Raw genomic sequence first — 17,148 nt, 5'->3', positions numbered from 1 at the left:
TGCGGCGCTGACCCGTTACTGCGCCTGGGGTGCTGGTGCTGTATCTGCAGTGGTGGGCGTTGCGGTCGTTGCGGCAGTGTCCGCATCGAGCTCGACCGGAGTGGCTTGGTCAGCATCAGGCGCTGCAGCAGCCGTGTCATCCGCCGCAGCCGCTACTGCCGCACCGGCGTCAGCCGCCAAAGCCTCGTCTGACTGCCGACGGCGGGCGCGTTCGAGTTGTTGGCCCACCGTGCGCGCCACCATGCCGTACATGTCGGCAAAGGCTTCCAGCGTATGGCCGCTGGCCTCAAAGGCGCGCAGCAGGGCTTCGTCCTTGGCGTTGCGTGCAGACCATTCGCCAAACGCTTCTTCAAGAATGGCGTTGGCGGTCTCGTCACGGCCTTGCACCAGTTCGGTATACGCCTCGCGGGTCAGGCCTGAGGCTTCGAACGCGGCAATCATGCGGTTGCGCAGCTTGGGCAGCAGGTCGTCGGTGCCACGGGACTTGCGACGGCGGTACACCTCCAGCAGCGCATGGTGCACGTGCTCGGGCGCCATGTCTTCCACCGGCTGGCCTTGCAGGTCGTGGCGCTTGTCGCCGGCGGCCACGCTTTGCAGATAGCGGGTGGAACGGGTGTGAATGCCCAGCGCTACCTTCAGCGCATCGCGCTCAAAGACATCCGGGTGGGCGGCCAGCAGGTCCTGAAAAATACCGCGCTTGAGCGGGCGGAACACCGCGCCAAACAGCGCGGGGTACAAGGCCGCCAGTTGCTCCAGCATGGGGTGCGTGCGCAGCGGCGCGCGCGTTGTTGCTGCGTCGGCAGATGCGGGGGCGCCTGATGGCGCACCGCCAGCAGCGCCGGGTGCTCCGGGAGCCCCAGGCACACGGCGAGGCGTCCTGCGGCGGTCACCGCCGGTGCGGCGCGGGCTGTCGTCACGCTGGCGGGGGGCGCCGGCGCGTGCAGGCGCGTTTGCAGACGCAGCCGCGGCTGGCACTGCAGCAACCCCATCGGCCAGTGGCGCGGGAGCTGCGTTCAGTTGTTCTTGTGCGGACGCGGAATCGGTCATGGCTGTGCGAAGTGGGGGCAAGAAAACCCTCGATCATGCCAGTGTTGGACTGAAACCGGCAAACAGCCTTTGGCGCTGCTTACTTTGCGCGGGGCGCGTGCAGCGTTGCCAACGCGTTGCGTGCGTCCGTCAACCCGCGCGCAGCGCTTCGTCCAGCACCTCCACCCAGTGCCGCACGGGCGTTGCCGTGCCGCTTTGCAGGTGGGTGATGCAGCCGATGTTGGCCGACAGGATGGCGTCCGGGGATTGCTCGCCAAAGGCCTCGCCCAGGGCGCCCAGTTTGCGGTCGCGCAGCTGGTACGAAAGGTCCGGGTTCAGCACCGAGTACGTGCCGGCAGAGCCGCAGCACAGGTGCGGTTCGTTGCGCGCCACGCGCAGTTTGAAACCCAGTTGCGCAAGGTGTGTCTCGACCCCGCCGCGCAGCTTCTGGCCGTGCTGCAGCGTGCAGGGCGGGTGGTAGGCATACAGCACGTCGGACGGCGGCACGCGGCCGCGCAGGGTGCGCGCCAGCTCGGGCAGCAATGCGGGCAGCAGTTCGGACAAATCGCGTGTGAGGGCGCTGATGCGCGCGGCCTTGGCGGCGTACTGGGGGTCGGCCTGCAGGATGTGGCCGTACTCTTTGACGGTGACGCCGCAGCCCGAGGCGTTCATCACGATGGCCTCGACCCCACCACCCTCCACCAGCGGCCACCAGGCGTCGATGTTGGCGCGCATCTCGGCCTTTCCGCCGTCCTGGTCGTTGAGGTGGAACTTGACGGCGCCGCAGCAACCGGCCTTGGGCGCAATGACTGCTTGGATGCCCGCCGCGTCCAGCACGCGCGCTGTGGCGGAGTTGATGTTGGGCATCATGGCCGGCTGCACGCACCCGGCCAGCATGAGCACCTTGCGCGCATGTTCGCGCAAGGGCCAGGCGCCCGCGTCCTGCGCGGCAGGGACCTTGGCTTTCAAAGACGCGGGCAGCAGGCCGCGCACCATTTGCCCGGCCTTCATGGCGGGGGCGAACAGGGGCGACGGTAGGCCTTCTTTCAGCGCCCAGCGCAGGGCTTTTTCACCCAGGGGACGGGGCACTTTTTCATCCACCAGCTTGCGGCCGATGTCGACCAGGTGGCCGTATTGCACGCCGCTGGGGCAGGTGCTTTCGCAGTTGCGGCAGGTCAGGCACCGGTCCAGGTGCATTTGCGTCTTGCGTGTGGGCTCGTCGCCTTCAAGCACCTGCTTGATGAGGTAGATGCGGCCGCGCGGGCCGTCCAGCTCGTCGCCCAGCAGCTGGTAGGTGGGGCAGGTGGCGGTGCAAAAGCCGCAGTGCACACATTTGCGCAGGATGGCTTCGGCCTCCAGGCCATCGGCGCGGGCAGCGTATTCGGGGGAAAGTTGGGTTTGCATGGGGTGCAGCCTGGACGGGATAGCGAATGGGGGGAAAGAAGCAGGTTCAGCGCATGGCCGGTGGATCGGGCGGCGGGTCCAGCGGCAGACCGGCTGCAGGCGATTTGCGCAGCGGATGCCGCAGCCGCGCACGGTCGGCCCACAGCGGCGGCAGCGACAGGGCCAGCAGCACCAATGCCAGCGGCACCACAAACACAAACCCCACATGCTTGAAGCCCGCCGCGCCTGCAATGCCGCCCACCAGAAACATCGCCAGCAGCCCGGCAAATAACCGCAGCCGGGCCTGGTTGGCGCGCACCTGCGATTCGGGCGGGGTGCCGGTGCGGTTCCAGTACAGCATCTTGCCCAGCTCGATGCCCAGGTCGGTCACCACGCCCGTCATGTGGGTGGTGCGGATCTGGGACGAGGACATTTTGGTGACCGTGGCGTTCTGCAACCCCATGATGAAGGACAGCAGCAGCACCGTGGTGGGCACGGCAAATGGCGTGCGCCAGTTGAGCGTGATGGCGCCCACCAAGCCAAACACCAGCATGAGCGCAGCCACCACCAGCAGGGGCAGCGCGTAGCTGCTGTGCAGCTTGCGCTGGCGCGCCCAGTTCACCATGACGGCCGTGGTGGCCGCGCCGCTGATGAAAGCCAGCAGCGCGCCCACGGCGCCCAGCACCAGGGCCATGTTGCCCAGCACCAGGTTGTCGGCCAGCATGGAGACGAACCCGGTCATGTGCGAGGTGTACAGGTGCACCACCAAAAATCCACCCGCGTTGACGGCGCCTGCGTTGAACGCCAGCAGCAGGCCCAGCACGCGGTTGCTGGCCACCGTGCGGTGGTGTCCGGTGAGGTGGCGCAGGCGTCGCATGCGAAGCGTGAAAAGAGCCCGGCGGAGCCCGGCAGCCGTCACCAGCCCGGCGCCATGCGGCCGGGGTTGAAGATGCCCGCGGGGTCGAAGCTGTGCTTGAGGCGGGAGTGGATTTGCTCCAGCGCGCGGGATTTCAAGTCAAATTGGCCTCTAGCGCTTATCCCACCTGCGCTAGCAGCTACAAAAACAGAAGCATTACCACCCACAGCATCGGCGGCGGCGCGCAGGTCGTCGCCTGCGGCCTCGGGCGCTTGCACCCAGCGCAGGGCGCCGTGCCACTCCACCAGCGGCTGCGCACCGGCGGGCAACGTCAGCACCGGTGCGGTGGCGGGCACCGACAGGCGCCACAGGGCATGGCCGGGGCGCTGGGCGCGGGCGGCAAACCAGGGCAGGGTTTGATCGCGGCAGGCGGCCCAGTTCGGCGCGACGGTGGCGTTGTCCAGGCGCGTGCCGCCCATGCTGCGGCATGCGGCCTCCACCGCGGCCACGGCGCCGCGCAGGCGCACAGTCAGCGTGCCAGAGCCTGCCTCGCCGTCTTGCACCCAGCAGCTGGCGTTCAACGGCAGGGGCTGGCCGCCCCAGGCGTGCAGCTTGCGCAGGGCATCGGCCTGGTTGCATTCAAAGCGCAGCGTGGCCTCGCCGGGCGCCACGGGCAAGACCTTGAGGCTGACCTCGGTGATCAGCCCCAGCGTGCCCCAGGCGCCCGCCATCAGGCGCGACACGTCGTACCCCGCCACGTTCTTCATCACCTGGCCACCAAAGGTCAGCAGCTCGGCCCGGCCATTGAGCAGCGTGACCCCCAGCATGTAGTCGCGCACAGCGCCCACACTGGCACGTGCCGGGCCCGACAGGCCCGCCGCCACCATGCCGCCCACGGTGGCGCCGTCAGTCGCTCCGTCTGCAGGGGCTTGGGTGAAATGGGGGGGCTCAAAGGGCAGGCATTGGCCCTTCTCGGCAAGGGCGGCTTCCAGCTCGGCCAGCGGGGTGCCCGCTTTGACCGTCACCACCAGTTCGCTGGGCTCGTAGCTCACGATGCCGCGCAGCACCCGGGTGTCCAGCACTTCGCCGTGCAGCGCCAGGCCAAAAAAGTCCTTGGTGCCACCGCCACGAATGCGCAAAGGGGTCTGGTCGGCGGCGGCAGCGCGCACGCGGTCCGCGATGTGGGCAAGGGAGGAGTCCATCCACGCATCCTAGCGGCAGCGGTGCGCAGCCGGGCGAGCAAACCGCGTGAATTTTTTGAACAGCACGCGTGCAAATGACCCGTCGGTGGGCTTGCGCAGGACTGGGGAATGGCTGGTGGAGGTGCTTGAGCGATCCGCCAAAGCAGAAAACGAGCACCCGCCGAGGTCAAAAAAAGCCCGCCGTTTTTGGCGGCGGGCTTGTCAATAACCAGGAGGAGTTACTCGCTTGTTCTTTTTGCAACGCTACGGTGCCACCAGACACCGTAGCGCGTTGGGCGCAGGGCCGAGGATCAGCGGTTGTACGCTGTTTCGCCGTGCGATGTGATGTCCAGACCTTCGCGTTCGGCTTCTTCCGAGACACGCAGGCCCACCAGCAGATCAGCAATCTTGTACGCGATGAAAGCCACCACGCCAGACCACACCATGGTGAACAGCACGCTCTTGACCTGGACCCACACTTGGGGACCCATGGCGAAGGTGTCAGGGGACAAGCCACCGGTGCCGCCCAGGCTTTGTGCAGCAAACACGCCGGTCAGGATGGCACCGACAATGCCGCCCACGCCGTGCACGCCGAACACGTCAAACGCGTCGTCCACGTTCAGCATGCGCTTCAAGCCACTCACACCCCACAGGCAGACGAAGCCAGAGATCACGCCGATCACGATGGAACCCATGGGGCCCACAAAACCTGCAGCAGGCGTTACCGCCACTAGACCAGCCACCGCACCGGATGCAGCACCCAGCATGGAGCCCTTGCCCTTGTGCAGTGCTTCACCGGCAATCCAGGCCAGCGTGGCAGCGGCCGTAGCCAGGATGGTGTTGATGAACGCCAGACCAGCGTTGGCGTTGGCCGCACCGGCAGAACCCGCGTTGAAACCAAACCAGCCCACCCACAGCAGCGAGGCACCCACCATGGTCAGTGTCAGGCTGTGGGGCGTGAGGGCTTCTTTGCCGTAGCCGATGCGCTTGCCCACCATGTAGGCACCCACCAGGCCCGCGATACCGGCGTTGATGTGCACCACGGTGCCACCTGCAAAGTCCAGCGCGCCATCAGCGGCCAGCAGACCACCACCCCACACGATGTGGGCCATGGGCACGTAGCTGAAGGTGAACCACAGCACCGCAAAGATCAGCACAGCCGCGAACTTGATGCGTTCTGCGAACGAACCGACGATCAGCGCCACGGTGATGGCGGCAAACGTGCCCTGGAACGCGATGAACACATACTCAGGAATCGTGGCGAGCGCACCAAAGGTTTCCTGGTTCACGCCCTTGAGGAAGATCTTGTCGAACCCGCCAAAGAATTTGCCTTCGCCCGAGAACGCCAGGCTGTAGCCGTAGACGGCCCACAGCAGCGACACCAGGGAGAACACAACAAACACCTGCATCAGCACCGACAGCATGTTCTTGCTGCGGCCCAGGCCGCCGTAGAACAGCGCGAGGCCAGGGATGGTCATCAGGATCACCAGCATGGTGGAGGTCAGCATCCAGGCGGTGTCGCCGGAGTCGATCTTGGGTGCCGCAGCAGCAGGGGCTTCAGCGGGTGCGGCTTCGGCAGCGGCGGGTGCAGCCACCGGTGCGGCAGCAGCAGGCGCCTCAGAAGCAGCCGGGGCAGCGACCGCCGCCTCAGCGGTGGCGGGGGCTTGTGCCAGTGCGGCAGAGCCGACGGACAACAGGCTCAGCCCGAGAATGAAGGAAGCAAGCAGTTTTTTCATGGCGTTTCTCTTCTTGGATGTGATGCGGCCGGACCCTTACAGGGCTTCCTTGCCGGTTTCGCCAGTGCGGATGCGCACCACCTGCTCCAGGTGGGTGACGAAGATCTTGCCGTCGCCGATCTTGCCGGTACGGGCTGCGCCCTCGATGGACTCGATCACGCGGTCCACCAGGTCGTCGGCCACAGCGGCTTCGATCTTCACCTTGGGCAGAAAATCAACCACGTATTCAGCGCCGCGGTACAGCTCGGTGTGGCCCTTTTGACGCCCGAAGCCTTTGACTTCGGTCACTGTGATGCCTTGCACGCCGATGTCGGAGAGTGCTTCACGCACCTCGTCCAGCTTGAAGGGCTTGATGATGGCTGTCACCATTTTCATTTTTGGATCCTCCGGAATGGGCGCCACCGGCGCCCATTGAGACTTACAGGGTTTTGGTGAGCGTGACGATCACGCGCGACTTGTTGACGTGGCCGAAGAAGGCCTTCTTGTTGGCGCCCACCACGGCTGCGCCGAGCGACAGGCCACCGCCGAAGTCGTAGGCACCGCCCAGGCTGTAGTCCATGTAGTTCGGCACGCCCAGGTCCTTGATGTCGCTGGCAAATCGGGTGAAGCCCACCGTGGCCTTGACCGTGATGCTGGGAGCGACTTCCTGTGCAAACGCAAAGCCCAGGTAGCCCGTGTTGCGGCCCTTCAGGCCCGAACCGGCCTTGGCACCGGCCCAGCCGAAGTAGTCCTTGGAGATGGTGTGCGAGTACTTGGCCGAGAACGGGCCGAAAGTGGCGCCTGCATAGGCTTCAGTCGTGTTGCCGTTGGCGTTGCCAGGGTAGATGTAGGTCAGTGCGCCCACGTCCAGATCGACCCCACCCGCCTTGAACTTGTAGCCGCCGTACAGGTCGGATTCAAGCGAATTGTTGGCCAGCCAGTCCACGCTGGAGTTCCAGTTGCCCACATAGAAGCCGGATTCGCCGAAGCTGTAGTCAAAGCCGCCTTGCAGAGCGGGCTTCATGGCCTTGGCCTTGGAGACGTCCTGGTCCTGGCCGCGGAACTTGTAGTTCGTGGTCAGGCTGACGTTGCCGGTGAGCTGGGCACTGACCAGCATGGGAAGGGCTGCGACAAGGGCAACGCCCAGGGTCTTGATGATGGCGCGGGTCATGTTTCCTCCGGTTGGACAAAGTAGGGACGAGGGCTTTAAGCACGGACCGTGCCACACGTCGGTGCATCCGCTGCATTACCGTTGCGTGACGGTTGCGTTGCGTTACACAGATCCCCGGTACATTGGCGTTGTGCGCGCTGGCAACGACGCACCTTGTTGGTGCGCAACACCAGTGCCTGGCACTAAAAACCCATATAACGCACCCATCTGGGGAGAATCCGCTTCATGAGTCTTGCTTTGGTGCAAAGCCGCGCCCTTCTGGGGCTGCAGGCGCCCGCCGTCACCGTCGAAGTGCATCTGGCCAACGGACTGCCCAGCTTCACGCTGGTCGGGCTGGCCGAGGTCGAGGTGAAGGAAGCGCGTGAACGGGTGCGCTCGGCACTGCAGAACGCGGGGCTGGAGTTCCCGCATAACAAGAGAATTACCGTCAACTTGGCTCCGGCCGATTTACCCAAGGACTCGGGCCGGTTTGACTTGCCGATTGCCCTGGGCATCCTCGCCGCCAGCGGGCAGGTCGATGCCAGCCGCCTGGCGGGCTACGAGTTTGCGGGCGAGCTGTCGCTGTCCGGCGAGTTGCGCCCGGTGCGCGGCGCGCTGGCCACCAGTCTGGCGCTGGCGACGCAGCAGATCACCGCGCAGCTGGTGCTGCCCCCGGGCAGCGCAGAAGAAGCCGCCCTGGTGCCCGCCGCCCAAGTGGTGCGTGCGCGCCGCCTGCTGGACGTGGTGCGCGCCTTTTTGCCACCGGGCAGCGTGGCGGCGGGCGATGCCGATGTGGCCAACGACGGCTGGACACGCCTGCAAGCCACGCCCATGGCCGCCAGCACGGCGGGGCCGGATATGTCGGACGTGAAGGGGCAAGCCACCGCCAAACGCGCGCTGGAGATTGCGGCGGCAGGTGGCCACAGCGTGTTGATGGTCGGGCCACCGGGCTCGGGCAAATCGATGCTGGCGCTGCGGTTTGCGGGGCTGCTGCCCGCCATGACGGTGGACGAGGCGCTGGAGAGCGCCGCCATTGCCAGCCTGGCAGGGCGCTTTCGCACCGACCGATGGGGGCAACGGCCTACGGCCTCACCGCACCATACCGCCAGCGCGGTGGCACTGGTCGGCGGGGGCTCACCCCCGCGGCCCGGCGAAATATCGCTGGCCCACAACGGCGTTTTGTTTTTGGATGAAATGCCCGAGTTCCCGCGCGCTGCGCTGGAGGCCCTGCGCGAGCCGCTGGAGAGTGGCCACATCACCATTTCGCGCGCCGCGCAGCGAGCAGAGTTTCCGGCACGGTTTCAGATGGTTGCGGCGATGAACCCATGCCCGTGTGGCTACCTGGGCTCCACCCAGCGCGCCTGCCGCTGCACGCCCGACCAGGTGAACCGCTACCAGGGCAAGCTGAGCGGGCCGTTGCTGGACCGCATTGATCTGCATGTCGAAGTGCCCGCCCTGCCTGCCGACCAGCTGGTGCAGGCGCCCGCTGGCGAGGCCACCGAGGCCATCCGCGAACGGGTGGTGCGCGCGCGGGCCGTGGCGCTGGCGCGGCAAGGCAAGACCAACCAGGCACTGCAGGGGCAGGAGATCGACACGCACCTGCTGCTGGATGACACGGCCGCCAAGTTCCTCAACACCGCCGCCGCGCGCCTGGGCTGGTCGGCGCGCAGCACACACCGCGCGCTGAAGGTGGCGCGCACCATTGCCGACCTGGCGGGCGCACCCACCACACAGGTCAGCCACGTGGCAGAGGCCGTGCAGTACCGCCGGGTGCTGCGCAGCCCGATGTGATGCGTGGACAGCAATCAGTGCAAAATTGATAGCTTTTAGCGCTTACTGGATAAGCGCCAGAGGCCAATTTGACCCATATTTTCATCTTCAACCGACTGCCGCAAGTCCTGCGGCGGCCTTCCGGGCAGCGGCGTCTACGCCGCGCCCCGGCACAATCGCCCCATGTCCAGCGTACGCACCCGCACAAAAACCGCGCCCTCCACGGCCTCTGTTGAAACCCTGCTGCCGGTCACCACAGAGTCGGTGGACACCTGCTTCCTGCGCACGCTGGTGGGCTACAACACGCGCCGCGCGTCGCTGGCCATCATCGAAGTGTTCATGGAGCGCATGGCGGTGTATGACCTGAAGGTGGTCGATTTTTCAGTGCTGTCGCTGGTGGCGCACAACCCCGGCATCACCTCGCGCCAGCTGTGCGCCACGCTCAATGTGTTGCCGCCCAACATGGTGGGCCTGATCGCCGCACTGGAGCGGCGCGGCCTGATCGAGCGCCGCCCGCACCCGAGCGACGGGCGTGCCATGGGTGTGCACCTGACGCCCGAAGGCGCAGACCTGACCGTGCAGGCCGAAGCGACTGCCGCGCAACTGGAAGAAGATGCTACCGCGCGCCTGACGGCCACGGAGCGCAAGACGCTGATCCGGCTGCTGCAGAAGGTTTATCTGCCATAGGAGCCTGTCGGACTTGGAAGTCGTCGGCTGCAAATCGGCCGCAGCGGTCCATTTTTGGCTACGCCGCTCTTCGAGAACACCGTCTTTTTGCCCCATAGCCATGCTATGGGGCTGCAAATTCGGCAAAAACTGTCCTCGCTGGGGCCGATTTTCGCTTTCGACGCTCCAAGCCCGACAGGCTCCTAAGGAGCGTAGGCCCGGTTCCGCTCGGCCGTTCGCCATGAGATGGTTGAACGGCACGAGACGACATCACGGGTTTTGACCGGGCTCCGACAGGGTCCGCAGGAACGGGGCGAAAGAGCGGAAGAAAAATGGAGAAGGGGCGCCCGCCGCGCCCCGTCTGCCCTCCAAATCGCCTTAAGCCGCCTGCGCCACCTTGGCCGTCATGGCCGCAGCGAGGCCACCCCACTTTGCGTGGAACAGGCCCGGGTCCATGGTTTTCACATCACGCATGATCGGCTTGAACCCCATGTGCGCCAGCACGTCGCGCTCCAGGTCGATGCCGGGCGCGATCTCGATCAACTCCAGCCCCTCGGTCGTCAGGTGGAACACGGCGCGCTCGGTCACAAAGAGCACGTTCTGTTCGCGCTGGGCGGCATCCAGCCCGTTGAAGGTGATCTGCTCAACCTTCTCGATGAATTTGCGCGAGCGGCCCTCCTTGACGATGGTCAGCTGACCATCGCCCACCTTCACCTCCAGGCCGCCCGCAGTGAAGGTGCCGCAGAACACGAGCTTTTTGGTAGACCGCGTGATGTTCACAAACCCGCCGCAGCCCACGGGGCGCCCATTGAACTTGCTCACGTTCACGTTGCCCTGGTTGTCGGCCTGCGCCAGGCCCAAAAAGCTCGCGTCCAGCCCGCCGCCGTCGTAGAAGTCGAACTGCAGCGACTGCTCAATGATCGCGTCGGCGTTGTAGGCCGTGCCGAAGTCTCCGAGCTGCGCCGGGATGCCGCCGGTGATGCCGCTTTCCACGCTCAGCGTGAACTGGTCGGACACGCCCTCTTCTGCCGCCACCGACGGCACACCGGCCGGAATGCCGATGCCAAGGTTGGTGATAGCACCGGGCGTGAGCTCCAGCGCCGTGCGGCGCGCGATGACCTTGCGCTCGTCCAGCGGCATGGGTTCGAGCGAATTGAGCGGCACGCGCAGGTCGCCGCACAGTGCGGGGTTGAACTGCGTGCTGATGGTCTGCATGTGGTTCTCGGGGCGGCTCACCACCACATAGTCCACCGATACGCCCGGCACCTTGACCGACTTGGGGTGCAGGCTGCCGGCCTTGACGATGCGTTCCACCTGAGCAATGACGATGCCGCCGCAGGCCTTGGCCGCGTGGGCGATGTTGATCTGCTCCAGCAGCACACCTTCCTTGTCGAGCGTGATGTTGCCGTTTTCATCGGCCAGCGTGCCGCGGATGATGGCGACATCGACCTTGGGCGAGGGGTAGAACAGCCATTCCTCGCCGTTGAATTCGACGAGCTTGACCAGGTCTTCGGTCGACTTGCTGTTGAGCTTGCCGCCTTCAATGCGCGGGTCCACGAAGGTGCCCAGTCCCACCTTAGTCAGCAGCCCGGGGCTGCGGCTGGCAATGTGGCGTGTGAGGTGCGACAGGCTGCCCTGCGGGAAGTTGTAGGCCTCCACTTCGCCGTCAAACACCATCTTCATCATCTCTGCACCGGTCTGGCCGAAGTGGCCGGCCACGGTGCGCTTGATCATGCCGGGGTGGGCAAAGTGCACCATGCCCGCGTCCTTGCTGTTGCCGATGGCACCGCAGGCCCAGGTGGTCACGCTCTTCGGGTGGCCCGTGTCGAGGAAGTTCTTTTCCACGCCCTTGAGCACTTCCTCGGGCAGGCTGGAGACGGCCAGGCCGCCCAGGAATATGGTGGCGTTGTCGGGAATGAGGGCCCCGGCTTCAGCGGCGGTGATGATTTTCATGGTGTCTTTGATTGAATACTATGTTTTTGATAGCTACTAGCGCTTATAAAATAAGCGCTGGAGCCCGATTTGGCTTAGATATCAGGCTTCGGTGTTTTCGATCAGGAGGGCCATGCCCTGCCCACCGCCCACGCAGGCGCTGGAGATGCCATAGCGCAGGCCGCGGCGGCGCAGTTCACGCGCCAGCGTCACCGTCAAGCGCACGCCGGTGGCGGCCAAGGGGTGGCCCAGCGCGATGGCGCCGCCATTGACGTTGAGCTTGTTCAGATCCAGCCCCAACTCGCGGCCCACGGCCAGAGTCTGTGCGCCCTGGGCTTCGTTGATTTCAAAGAGGCCGATATCGTCGAGTGTGAGGCCCGTGCGCGCCAGCAGCGCGCGGATGGCCGGGGCGGGGCCGATGCCCATGAACTCGGGCGCCACGCCCACGGCCGCCGCGCCGCGCAGGCGCGCCAGGGGTTTCAGGCCGCGCCGCTGCACATAGGCATCGCTGGCCACCACCGCGCCCGCAGCGCCATCAACCAGGGCCGAGCTGTTGCCCGCCGTCTGCACACCGCCCGGGTACACGGTGCGCAGCGCGGCCAGCGTTTCGACCGGCGAAGGGCGCGGGTGCGTGTCGCGGTCGAGCTGCGCGACCTTGCGCGGCAGCGCAATGCCGCGCGTGGCGTAGCCTGCCAGCTCGAACTTCTCGCTCGTCACCGGAACGATTTCACCGGCCAGAAAACCATCGGCCTGGGCCTTGAGCGCGCGCTCGAACGACTGGGCGGCGTAGGCATCCACGTCCTCGCGGGTGATGCCGTATTTCTTGGCCAGGTTCTCGGCCGTCTCGATCATCGTCACCGGGCCTGCGGTGTCGATCAATGCCTCCATGAGGAAGTCCTTGAACTCCACGGGTGCGCCCAGCTTGAAGCCGGTGCGGTGCGTGTAGGCGGCAATCGGGTTGCGCGTCATGGACTCGGTACCCACCACCAGCGCCACGTCGGTATAACCCAGCGCGATCTGGTCCGCCGCCTGGCGGAACAGCTCGAACCCCGTGCCGCAGATGCGCGCCACCAGGATGGCCGGCACCTCTTGCGGCACCCCGGCGTACAGGCCGATGTGGCGCGGCAGCACGTAGGCGTCAAAGTCCGCCTGCGCCATGGAGCCGGTGATGACCGAACCCACATCGGCGGCGGGCACGCCGCTGCGCTCTAAAACGGCGCGGGCGACCTTGATGCCCATGTCGGTGGGCGACACGTGGCCCAGCGCGCCGCAGTAATCCACGAGCGGCGTGCGCACACCATCAACCAGCCAGGCGTTCAGGGGGGCAGAAAACGAATGTTCTTGGGTGCTCATGGTTCAGGCCTTTTGCGTTGTCTTGCCGTCGGTCACGCGCAGCACGGTGGCATAGCCGGTGTCGCCCGCAGCGCAGCCGGTGAACAGGCCCACGCCGCCGCCGCGCAGCACCAGTTCTTCGATCAGTTCGATGATGGCGCGCATGCCGGTGGGGGCCTGCGGGTGGCCCCAGATGATGGAGCTGCCGTAGTTGTTCATGCGCTCCCAGGCAAAGCCGGTGTCGCGCGCCAGGGCGATGTCGTTCACGGCGAACGGGTTGTGCGTCTTGATGGCTGCCACATCGCTGATGGACAGGCCTGCGTTCTTGAGCGCGTTGAAAGCGGCAGGCGACGGCGCCATGGGCATAAAGCCCGCCTCCACGCGGGACATGCCAAAGCCCAGGATCTCGACCTCAATGCCCGGGTCGGTCGCCACGGCACGGGCCCGTTCGCGCGTGGTGACGATGGCACCCGCGTTGCCATCGGCCGGGTGCGTCTGACCGCCGAACGTCACGGTGCTGCCTTCCTTTACGGGCTTGAGCTTGGCCAGGCCCTCGGCGGTGGTCGGGAAGATGCCCTCGTCCGTGCTGAGGGTACCGGTCTGCGTTCGGAACTTGGAGTCGGTGACGGGCACATCGGCCATATAGCGCTTTTGGAAAGCGCGGTCGTCAGCCAGCGCTTCCTGGTACTGGTGGTAGCGGTGCAGCTTGAGCGCGTGCTGCTCCTCGGTGGTGATGCCGTAGCGCGCCGCCACGTTCTCGCCAGTCTGCAACATGGGGTTCTTGGCATACGGGTCGTGGCCCATGTTGTCGGGCACCCAGTGCTCGGTGATGCCATAGCCGCCAACACCGCTCGAATCGGGGTAGTACACCACCGGGCCGTTGGACTGGCGGTCCGCCATCACCAGCAGTGCGCTGGTGGCCGTGCCGCACGCCACCTCTTGCGCGGCCATCTGCAGCGCGCGCACGCTGGTGGCGCAGGCCTGCTGCACCGTGGGGCCCGCCACGCGGTCGATGCCCATCAGGCCGGTGACCCACGGCAGGCCGTAGAAGCTGCCCTTTTGCGGGTTGGTGATGCCCAGAATGGCCAGGTCCACGGCCGACAGGTCATAGCCTCGCGCGGTGAGCGCCTGCTTGCCCACGGCGGCGGCCAGCGGCAGCGCATTGAGGTTGGCCAGCGTGCCCTGCCACTTGGCAAACGGAGACGACCAGTAGATACCGTAGGGGATAAAGGCGTTCATGACAGGGTCCTTGCGTGAATTGCGCAACAATTTTAGTTATTTATCATAACCATGTGAGTCGCTTGGAAAGCTAGGGAAACCCCCTAGCAAAGAGCGGCCTCGCGGTCTTGTTTTAGTTATTCTTGATAACCATAATTTCCCTAACTCACTCACACCACCATGACCAAGAACTCCGACATCTCCCTTGAAATCCGTGGCGAACGCGACGAAATCGCGGTTATCCGGCTGACGCGCCCCGCCAAGCGCAATGCGCTCAACGACGGCCTGATCCTGGCGCTGCGGGATGTGATGGACAACCTGCCCGCCACCGTGGGTGCTGCGGTGATAGATGGCGAGGGAGATCACTTTTGCTCCGGCCTGGACCTGTCCGAGCTGAAAGAGCGCGACGCGGGCCAAGGCCTGCACCACTCGCGCATGTGGCATGCCGCGCTCGAACGTGTGCAGTTTGGCCCCGTGCCCGTGGTCGCCGCGTTGCACGGCGCTGTGGTGGGCGGCGGGCTGGAGCTGGCCAGCGCCTGCCACATCCGCGTGGCCGACGAATCCACCTTTTATGCGCTGCCCGAAGGCTCGCGCGGCATCTTTGTGGGCGGCGGCGGCGCGGTGCGTATTCCGCGCCTGATCGGCACGGCCCGCATGACCGACATGATGATGACCGGCCGCGTCTACAACGCCGTAGACGGCGAAAAGGTGGGCTTTGCGCAATACCTCGTGCCCACCGGCACCGCATTCGACAAGGCCTTTGAGCTGGCCCAGCGCATTGCCCAGAACGCGCCGCTGACCAACTACGCACTCATGCACGCCCTGCCCCGCATTGCCGAGCAGCCATCGGACCAGGGCCTGATGACCGAAGCCATGATGGCCGGCATCGCCCAGAGCGCGCCCGAAGCCAAGGCCCGCGTGCGCGCCTTCCTCGACGGCAAGGCAGCCAAGGTCCAGAAGGCCTGAGATGCGAGCACCCGCCAGCGCCAGTGAGTTCTTGAAAGCACCCATGATGGCAACCGCCCCCACCCCCCGCTACCGGCCCTTGCGTTTTGGCGTGACCGAGGTCACCACCCGCCAGGCCGACAACGGCGTGGTCTATGTGCGCGCCACGCAAGACCTGCAGCCCCACCCCGTGCGCCTGACCGACCGCCTGGCGCACTGGGCGCAGACGACACCCGACCGCACCTGGATGGCGCAGCGAGTGAAGAACGCCGACGGCAGCCTGGGCGAGTGGCGCCACATCAGCTACCACGAGGCCTGGCAGTCCGCGCGCCGCATTGCGCAGGCGCTGCTCAACCTGGGCGTGAACGCCGAACGCCCCGTGGTAATGCTGAGCGAAAACGACCTGGACCACGCCCTGCTGTCGCTGGGCTGCCTGGTAGCGGGCGTGCCGCAATGCACGGTGTCGTCGGCGTATTCCACCGTGAGCAAGGACTACGACAAGCTGCGCCACGCCATCGACACGCTGACGCCCGGCCTGGTGTTTGCCAGCAATGCCGAGCGCTATGCCACAGCCATCAAAGCCACCGTGGGCGCCGACGTCCACGTGGTGCTGGGCCAGGGCACGCTGGAGGGCCACGCCACCACGCCGTTCAGCGCCCTGCTGGCCACTGAAGCCACGCCCGCTGTGGACGCCGCACACGCCGCCATCACACGCGAGACCATCGCCAAGTTCATGTTCACCTCGGGCTCCACCAAGGCGCCCAAGGCCGTGATCATCACGCACGGCATGTGGGCCGCCAACCTGCAGCAGATGAACCAGTCCATGCCCGTGCTGGCCGAACAAGACCTGGTGCTGGTGGACTGGCTGCCCTGGAACCACATCTTTGGCGGCAACCACAACTTCGGCATCGTCATCTACAACGGCGGCACGCTGTACGTGGACGAAGGCAAGCCCACGCCTGCCGGCATGGCCGAGACCATTCGCAACCTGCGCGAGATCGCCCCCACGGTGTACTTCAACGTGCCCACGGGCTTTGAGGTGATCGCGCACACCATGAAGACCGACGAGCAGTTGCGCAAGAACCTGCTCAGCCGCGTGCAGATGTTCTTCTTTGCCGCCGCCGCGCTGTCGCAGCCCATCTGGGATGCCCTGTTCGAGGTGGCCGAGCGCGAGGTGGGCGAGCGCATCGTGATGAACACCGGCCTGGGCATGACCGAGGGCTGCCCCTTCTGCGTGGCCGTGAACAGCCCCAACGTGCAGGCGGGCGACATCGGCGTGCCCACGCCGGGGCTGGAGTTAAAGCTGGTGCCCATCGATGGCAAGGTCGAGGTGCGTTATCGCGGCCCCAACATCACGCAGGGCTACTGGCGCAACGCCGAGGCCACGCAAGAGGCTTTCGACGAAGAAGGCTTTTACTGCTCTGGCGACGCCGTGAAGTGGATCGACGAGGCCGACCTGAACAAGGGCCTGAAGTTCGATGGCCGCATCGCCGAGGACTTCAAGCTCAGCACCGGCACCTTCGTGAGCGTGGGCCCCATGCGCGCCAAGATCATCGCGGCCTGCGCACCCTATGTGCAAGACGCCGTCATCACCGGCATCAACCTCAAGGAAGTGGGCGCGCTGCTGATCCCCACGCCGCACATCCGCACGCTGGCGGGCCTGCCCAGCGACGCCAGCCTGCAGCAGGTGCTGGAGAGCGCGCCCGTGCAGCAGCACTTTCAGCAGGTGATCAACCAGCTGGCCGCACAGGCCACCGGCAGCGCCACCCGCGTGGCCCGCATGCACCTGATGGCCGAGCCGCCGTCGCTGGACAAGGGCGAGATCACCGACAAGGGCTCCATCAACCAGCGCGCCGTGCTCAAGCACCGCGCAGACCTGGTGAACGCACTGCACGACGGCAGCCTGCCGCTCACCATCGTTCCCCAGCAATGAATTGAACTGAACCGATCTGAACCGACAACACAAGGACAACC

Annotated in this window: 14 protein-coding genes; 4 read left to right on the top strand and 10 right to left on the bottom strand. The window is 65.9% G+C overall.

Annotated features, from left to right (window positions below; translation table 11 throughout):
- Window positions 1-15: 15 nt before the first annotated feature.
- The 7 genes from ACK4OE_RS00350 to ACK4OE_RS00320 form a co-directional block, all read right to left on the bottom strand.
- Window positions 16-1,047, bottom strand: coding sequence for a ProQ/FINO family protein (locus tag ACK4OE_RS00350; protein ID WP_409882272.1), 1,032 nt, complete (start codon window positions 1,045-1,047; stop codon window positions 16-18).
- Between the two features lie 129 nt (window positions 1,048-1,176).
- Window positions 1,177-2,430 carry a glycolate oxidase subunit GlcF gene (gene glcF, locus ACK4OE_RS00345; protein ID WP_409882270.1) on the bottom strand — a complete coding sequence of 418 codons (1,254 nt, stop codon included), beginning with the start codon at window positions 2,428-2,430 and terminating at the stop codon, window positions 1,177-1,179.
- Window positions 2,431-2,476: 46 nt separating this feature from the next.
- A complete protein-coding gene (locus ACK4OE_RS00340; protein WP_409882268.1) occupies window positions 2,477-3,286 on the bottom strand; it encodes a YoaK family protein in 810 nt (269 codons plus the stop codon).
- 38 nt (window positions 3,287-3,324) lie between these two features.
- On the bottom strand, window positions 3,325-4,467 hold the full coding sequence (glcE, locus tag ACK4OE_RS00335; RefSeq protein WP_409882267.1) for a glycolate oxidase subunit GlcE: 1,143 nt from the start codon (window positions 4,465-4,467) through the stop codon (window positions 3,325-3,327).
- A gap of 290 nt (window positions 4,468-4,757) precedes the next feature.
- Entirely contained in the window at window positions 4,758-6,182 is a 1,425-nt protein-coding gene (gene amt / locus ACK4OE_RS00330) for an ammonium transporter (protein ID WP_409882266.1), read from the bottom strand.
- A 36-nt stretch (window positions 6,183-6,218) separates the two neighbouring features.
- Complete coding sequence (gene glnK / locus ACK4OE_RS00325) at window positions 6,219-6,557, bottom strand: P-II family nitrogen regulator (protein WP_409882265.1); 339 nt, start codon at window positions 6,555-6,557, stop codon at window positions 6,219-6,221.
- A 43-nt stretch (window positions 6,558-6,600) separates the two neighbouring features.
- Window positions 6,601-7,332 carry a TorF family putative porin gene (locus tag ACK4OE_RS00320; RefSeq protein ID WP_409882263.1) on the bottom strand — a complete coding sequence of 244 codons (732 nt, stop codon included), beginning with the start codon at window positions 7,330-7,332 and terminating at the stop codon, window positions 6,601-6,603.
- A gap of 225 nt (window positions 7,333-7,557) precedes the next feature.
- Here ACK4OE_RS00320 and ACK4OE_RS00315 point away from each other — a divergent pair, with 225 nt between their 5' ends.
- Entirely contained in the window at window positions 7,558-9,102 is a 1,545-nt protein-coding gene (locus ACK4OE_RS00315) for a YifB family Mg chelatase-like AAA ATPase (protein ID WP_409882262.1), read from the top strand.
- A gap of 162 nt (window positions 9,103-9,264) precedes the next feature.
- On the top strand, window positions 9,265-9,768 hold the full coding sequence (locus ACK4OE_RS00310; RefSeq protein ID WP_409882261.1) for a MarR family winged helix-turn-helix transcriptional regulator: 504 nt from the start codon (window positions 9,265-9,267) through the stop codon (window positions 9,766-9,768).
- Between the two features lie 357 nt (window positions 9,769-10,125).
- On the opposite strand, the gene ACK4OE_RS00305 is transcribed toward ACK4OE_RS00310, so the two are convergent.
- The 3 genes from ACK4OE_RS00305 to ACK4OE_RS00295 form a co-directional block, all read right to left on the bottom strand.
- Entirely contained in the window at window positions 10,126-11,700 is a 1,575-nt protein-coding gene (locus tag ACK4OE_RS00305; RefSeq protein ID WP_409882260.1) for an acyl CoA:acetate/3-ketoacid CoA transferase, read from the bottom strand.
- A gap of 81 nt (window positions 11,701-11,781) precedes the next feature.
- Window positions 11,782-13,032, bottom strand: coding sequence for a thiolase family protein (locus tag ACK4OE_RS00300; RefSeq protein WP_409882259.1), 1,251 nt, complete (start codon window positions 13,030-13,032; stop codon window positions 11,782-11,784).
- A 3-nt stretch (window positions 13,033-13,035) separates the two neighbouring features.
- A complete protein-coding gene (locus tag ACK4OE_RS00295) occupies window positions 13,036-14,250 on the bottom strand; it encodes a thiolase family protein (protein WP_409882258.1) in 1,215 nt (404 codons plus the stop codon).
- Between the two features lie 159 nt (window positions 14,251-14,409).
- On the opposite strand from ACK4OE_RS00295, the gene ACK4OE_RS00290 reads away from it, so the two are divergent.
- Entirely contained in the window at window positions 14,410-15,195 is a 786-nt protein-coding gene (locus tag ACK4OE_RS00290) for a crotonase/enoyl-CoA hydratase family protein (RefSeq protein ID WP_409882257.1), read from the top strand.
- Window positions 15,196-15,238: 43 nt separating this feature from the next.
- The gene (locus tag ACK4OE_RS00285; RefSeq protein ID WP_409882362.1) at window positions 15,239-17,107 is read left to right on the top strand and encodes a feruloyl-CoA synthase; all 1,869 of its coding nucleotides are present in this window, start codon (window positions 15,239-15,241) and stop codon (window positions 17,105-17,107) included.
- Window positions 17,108-17,148 lie beyond the last annotated feature (41 nt).

Origin of the sequence: Acidovorax sp., assembly GCF_046314175.1 — a bacterium.
GTDB lineage: Bacteria > Pseudomonadota > Gammaproteobacteria > Burkholderiales > Burkholderiaceae_C > Acidovorax.
The sequence above is the reverse complement of the archived record's forward strand: the minus strand, read 5'-3'. Positions and strand labels throughout refer to the sequence as shown.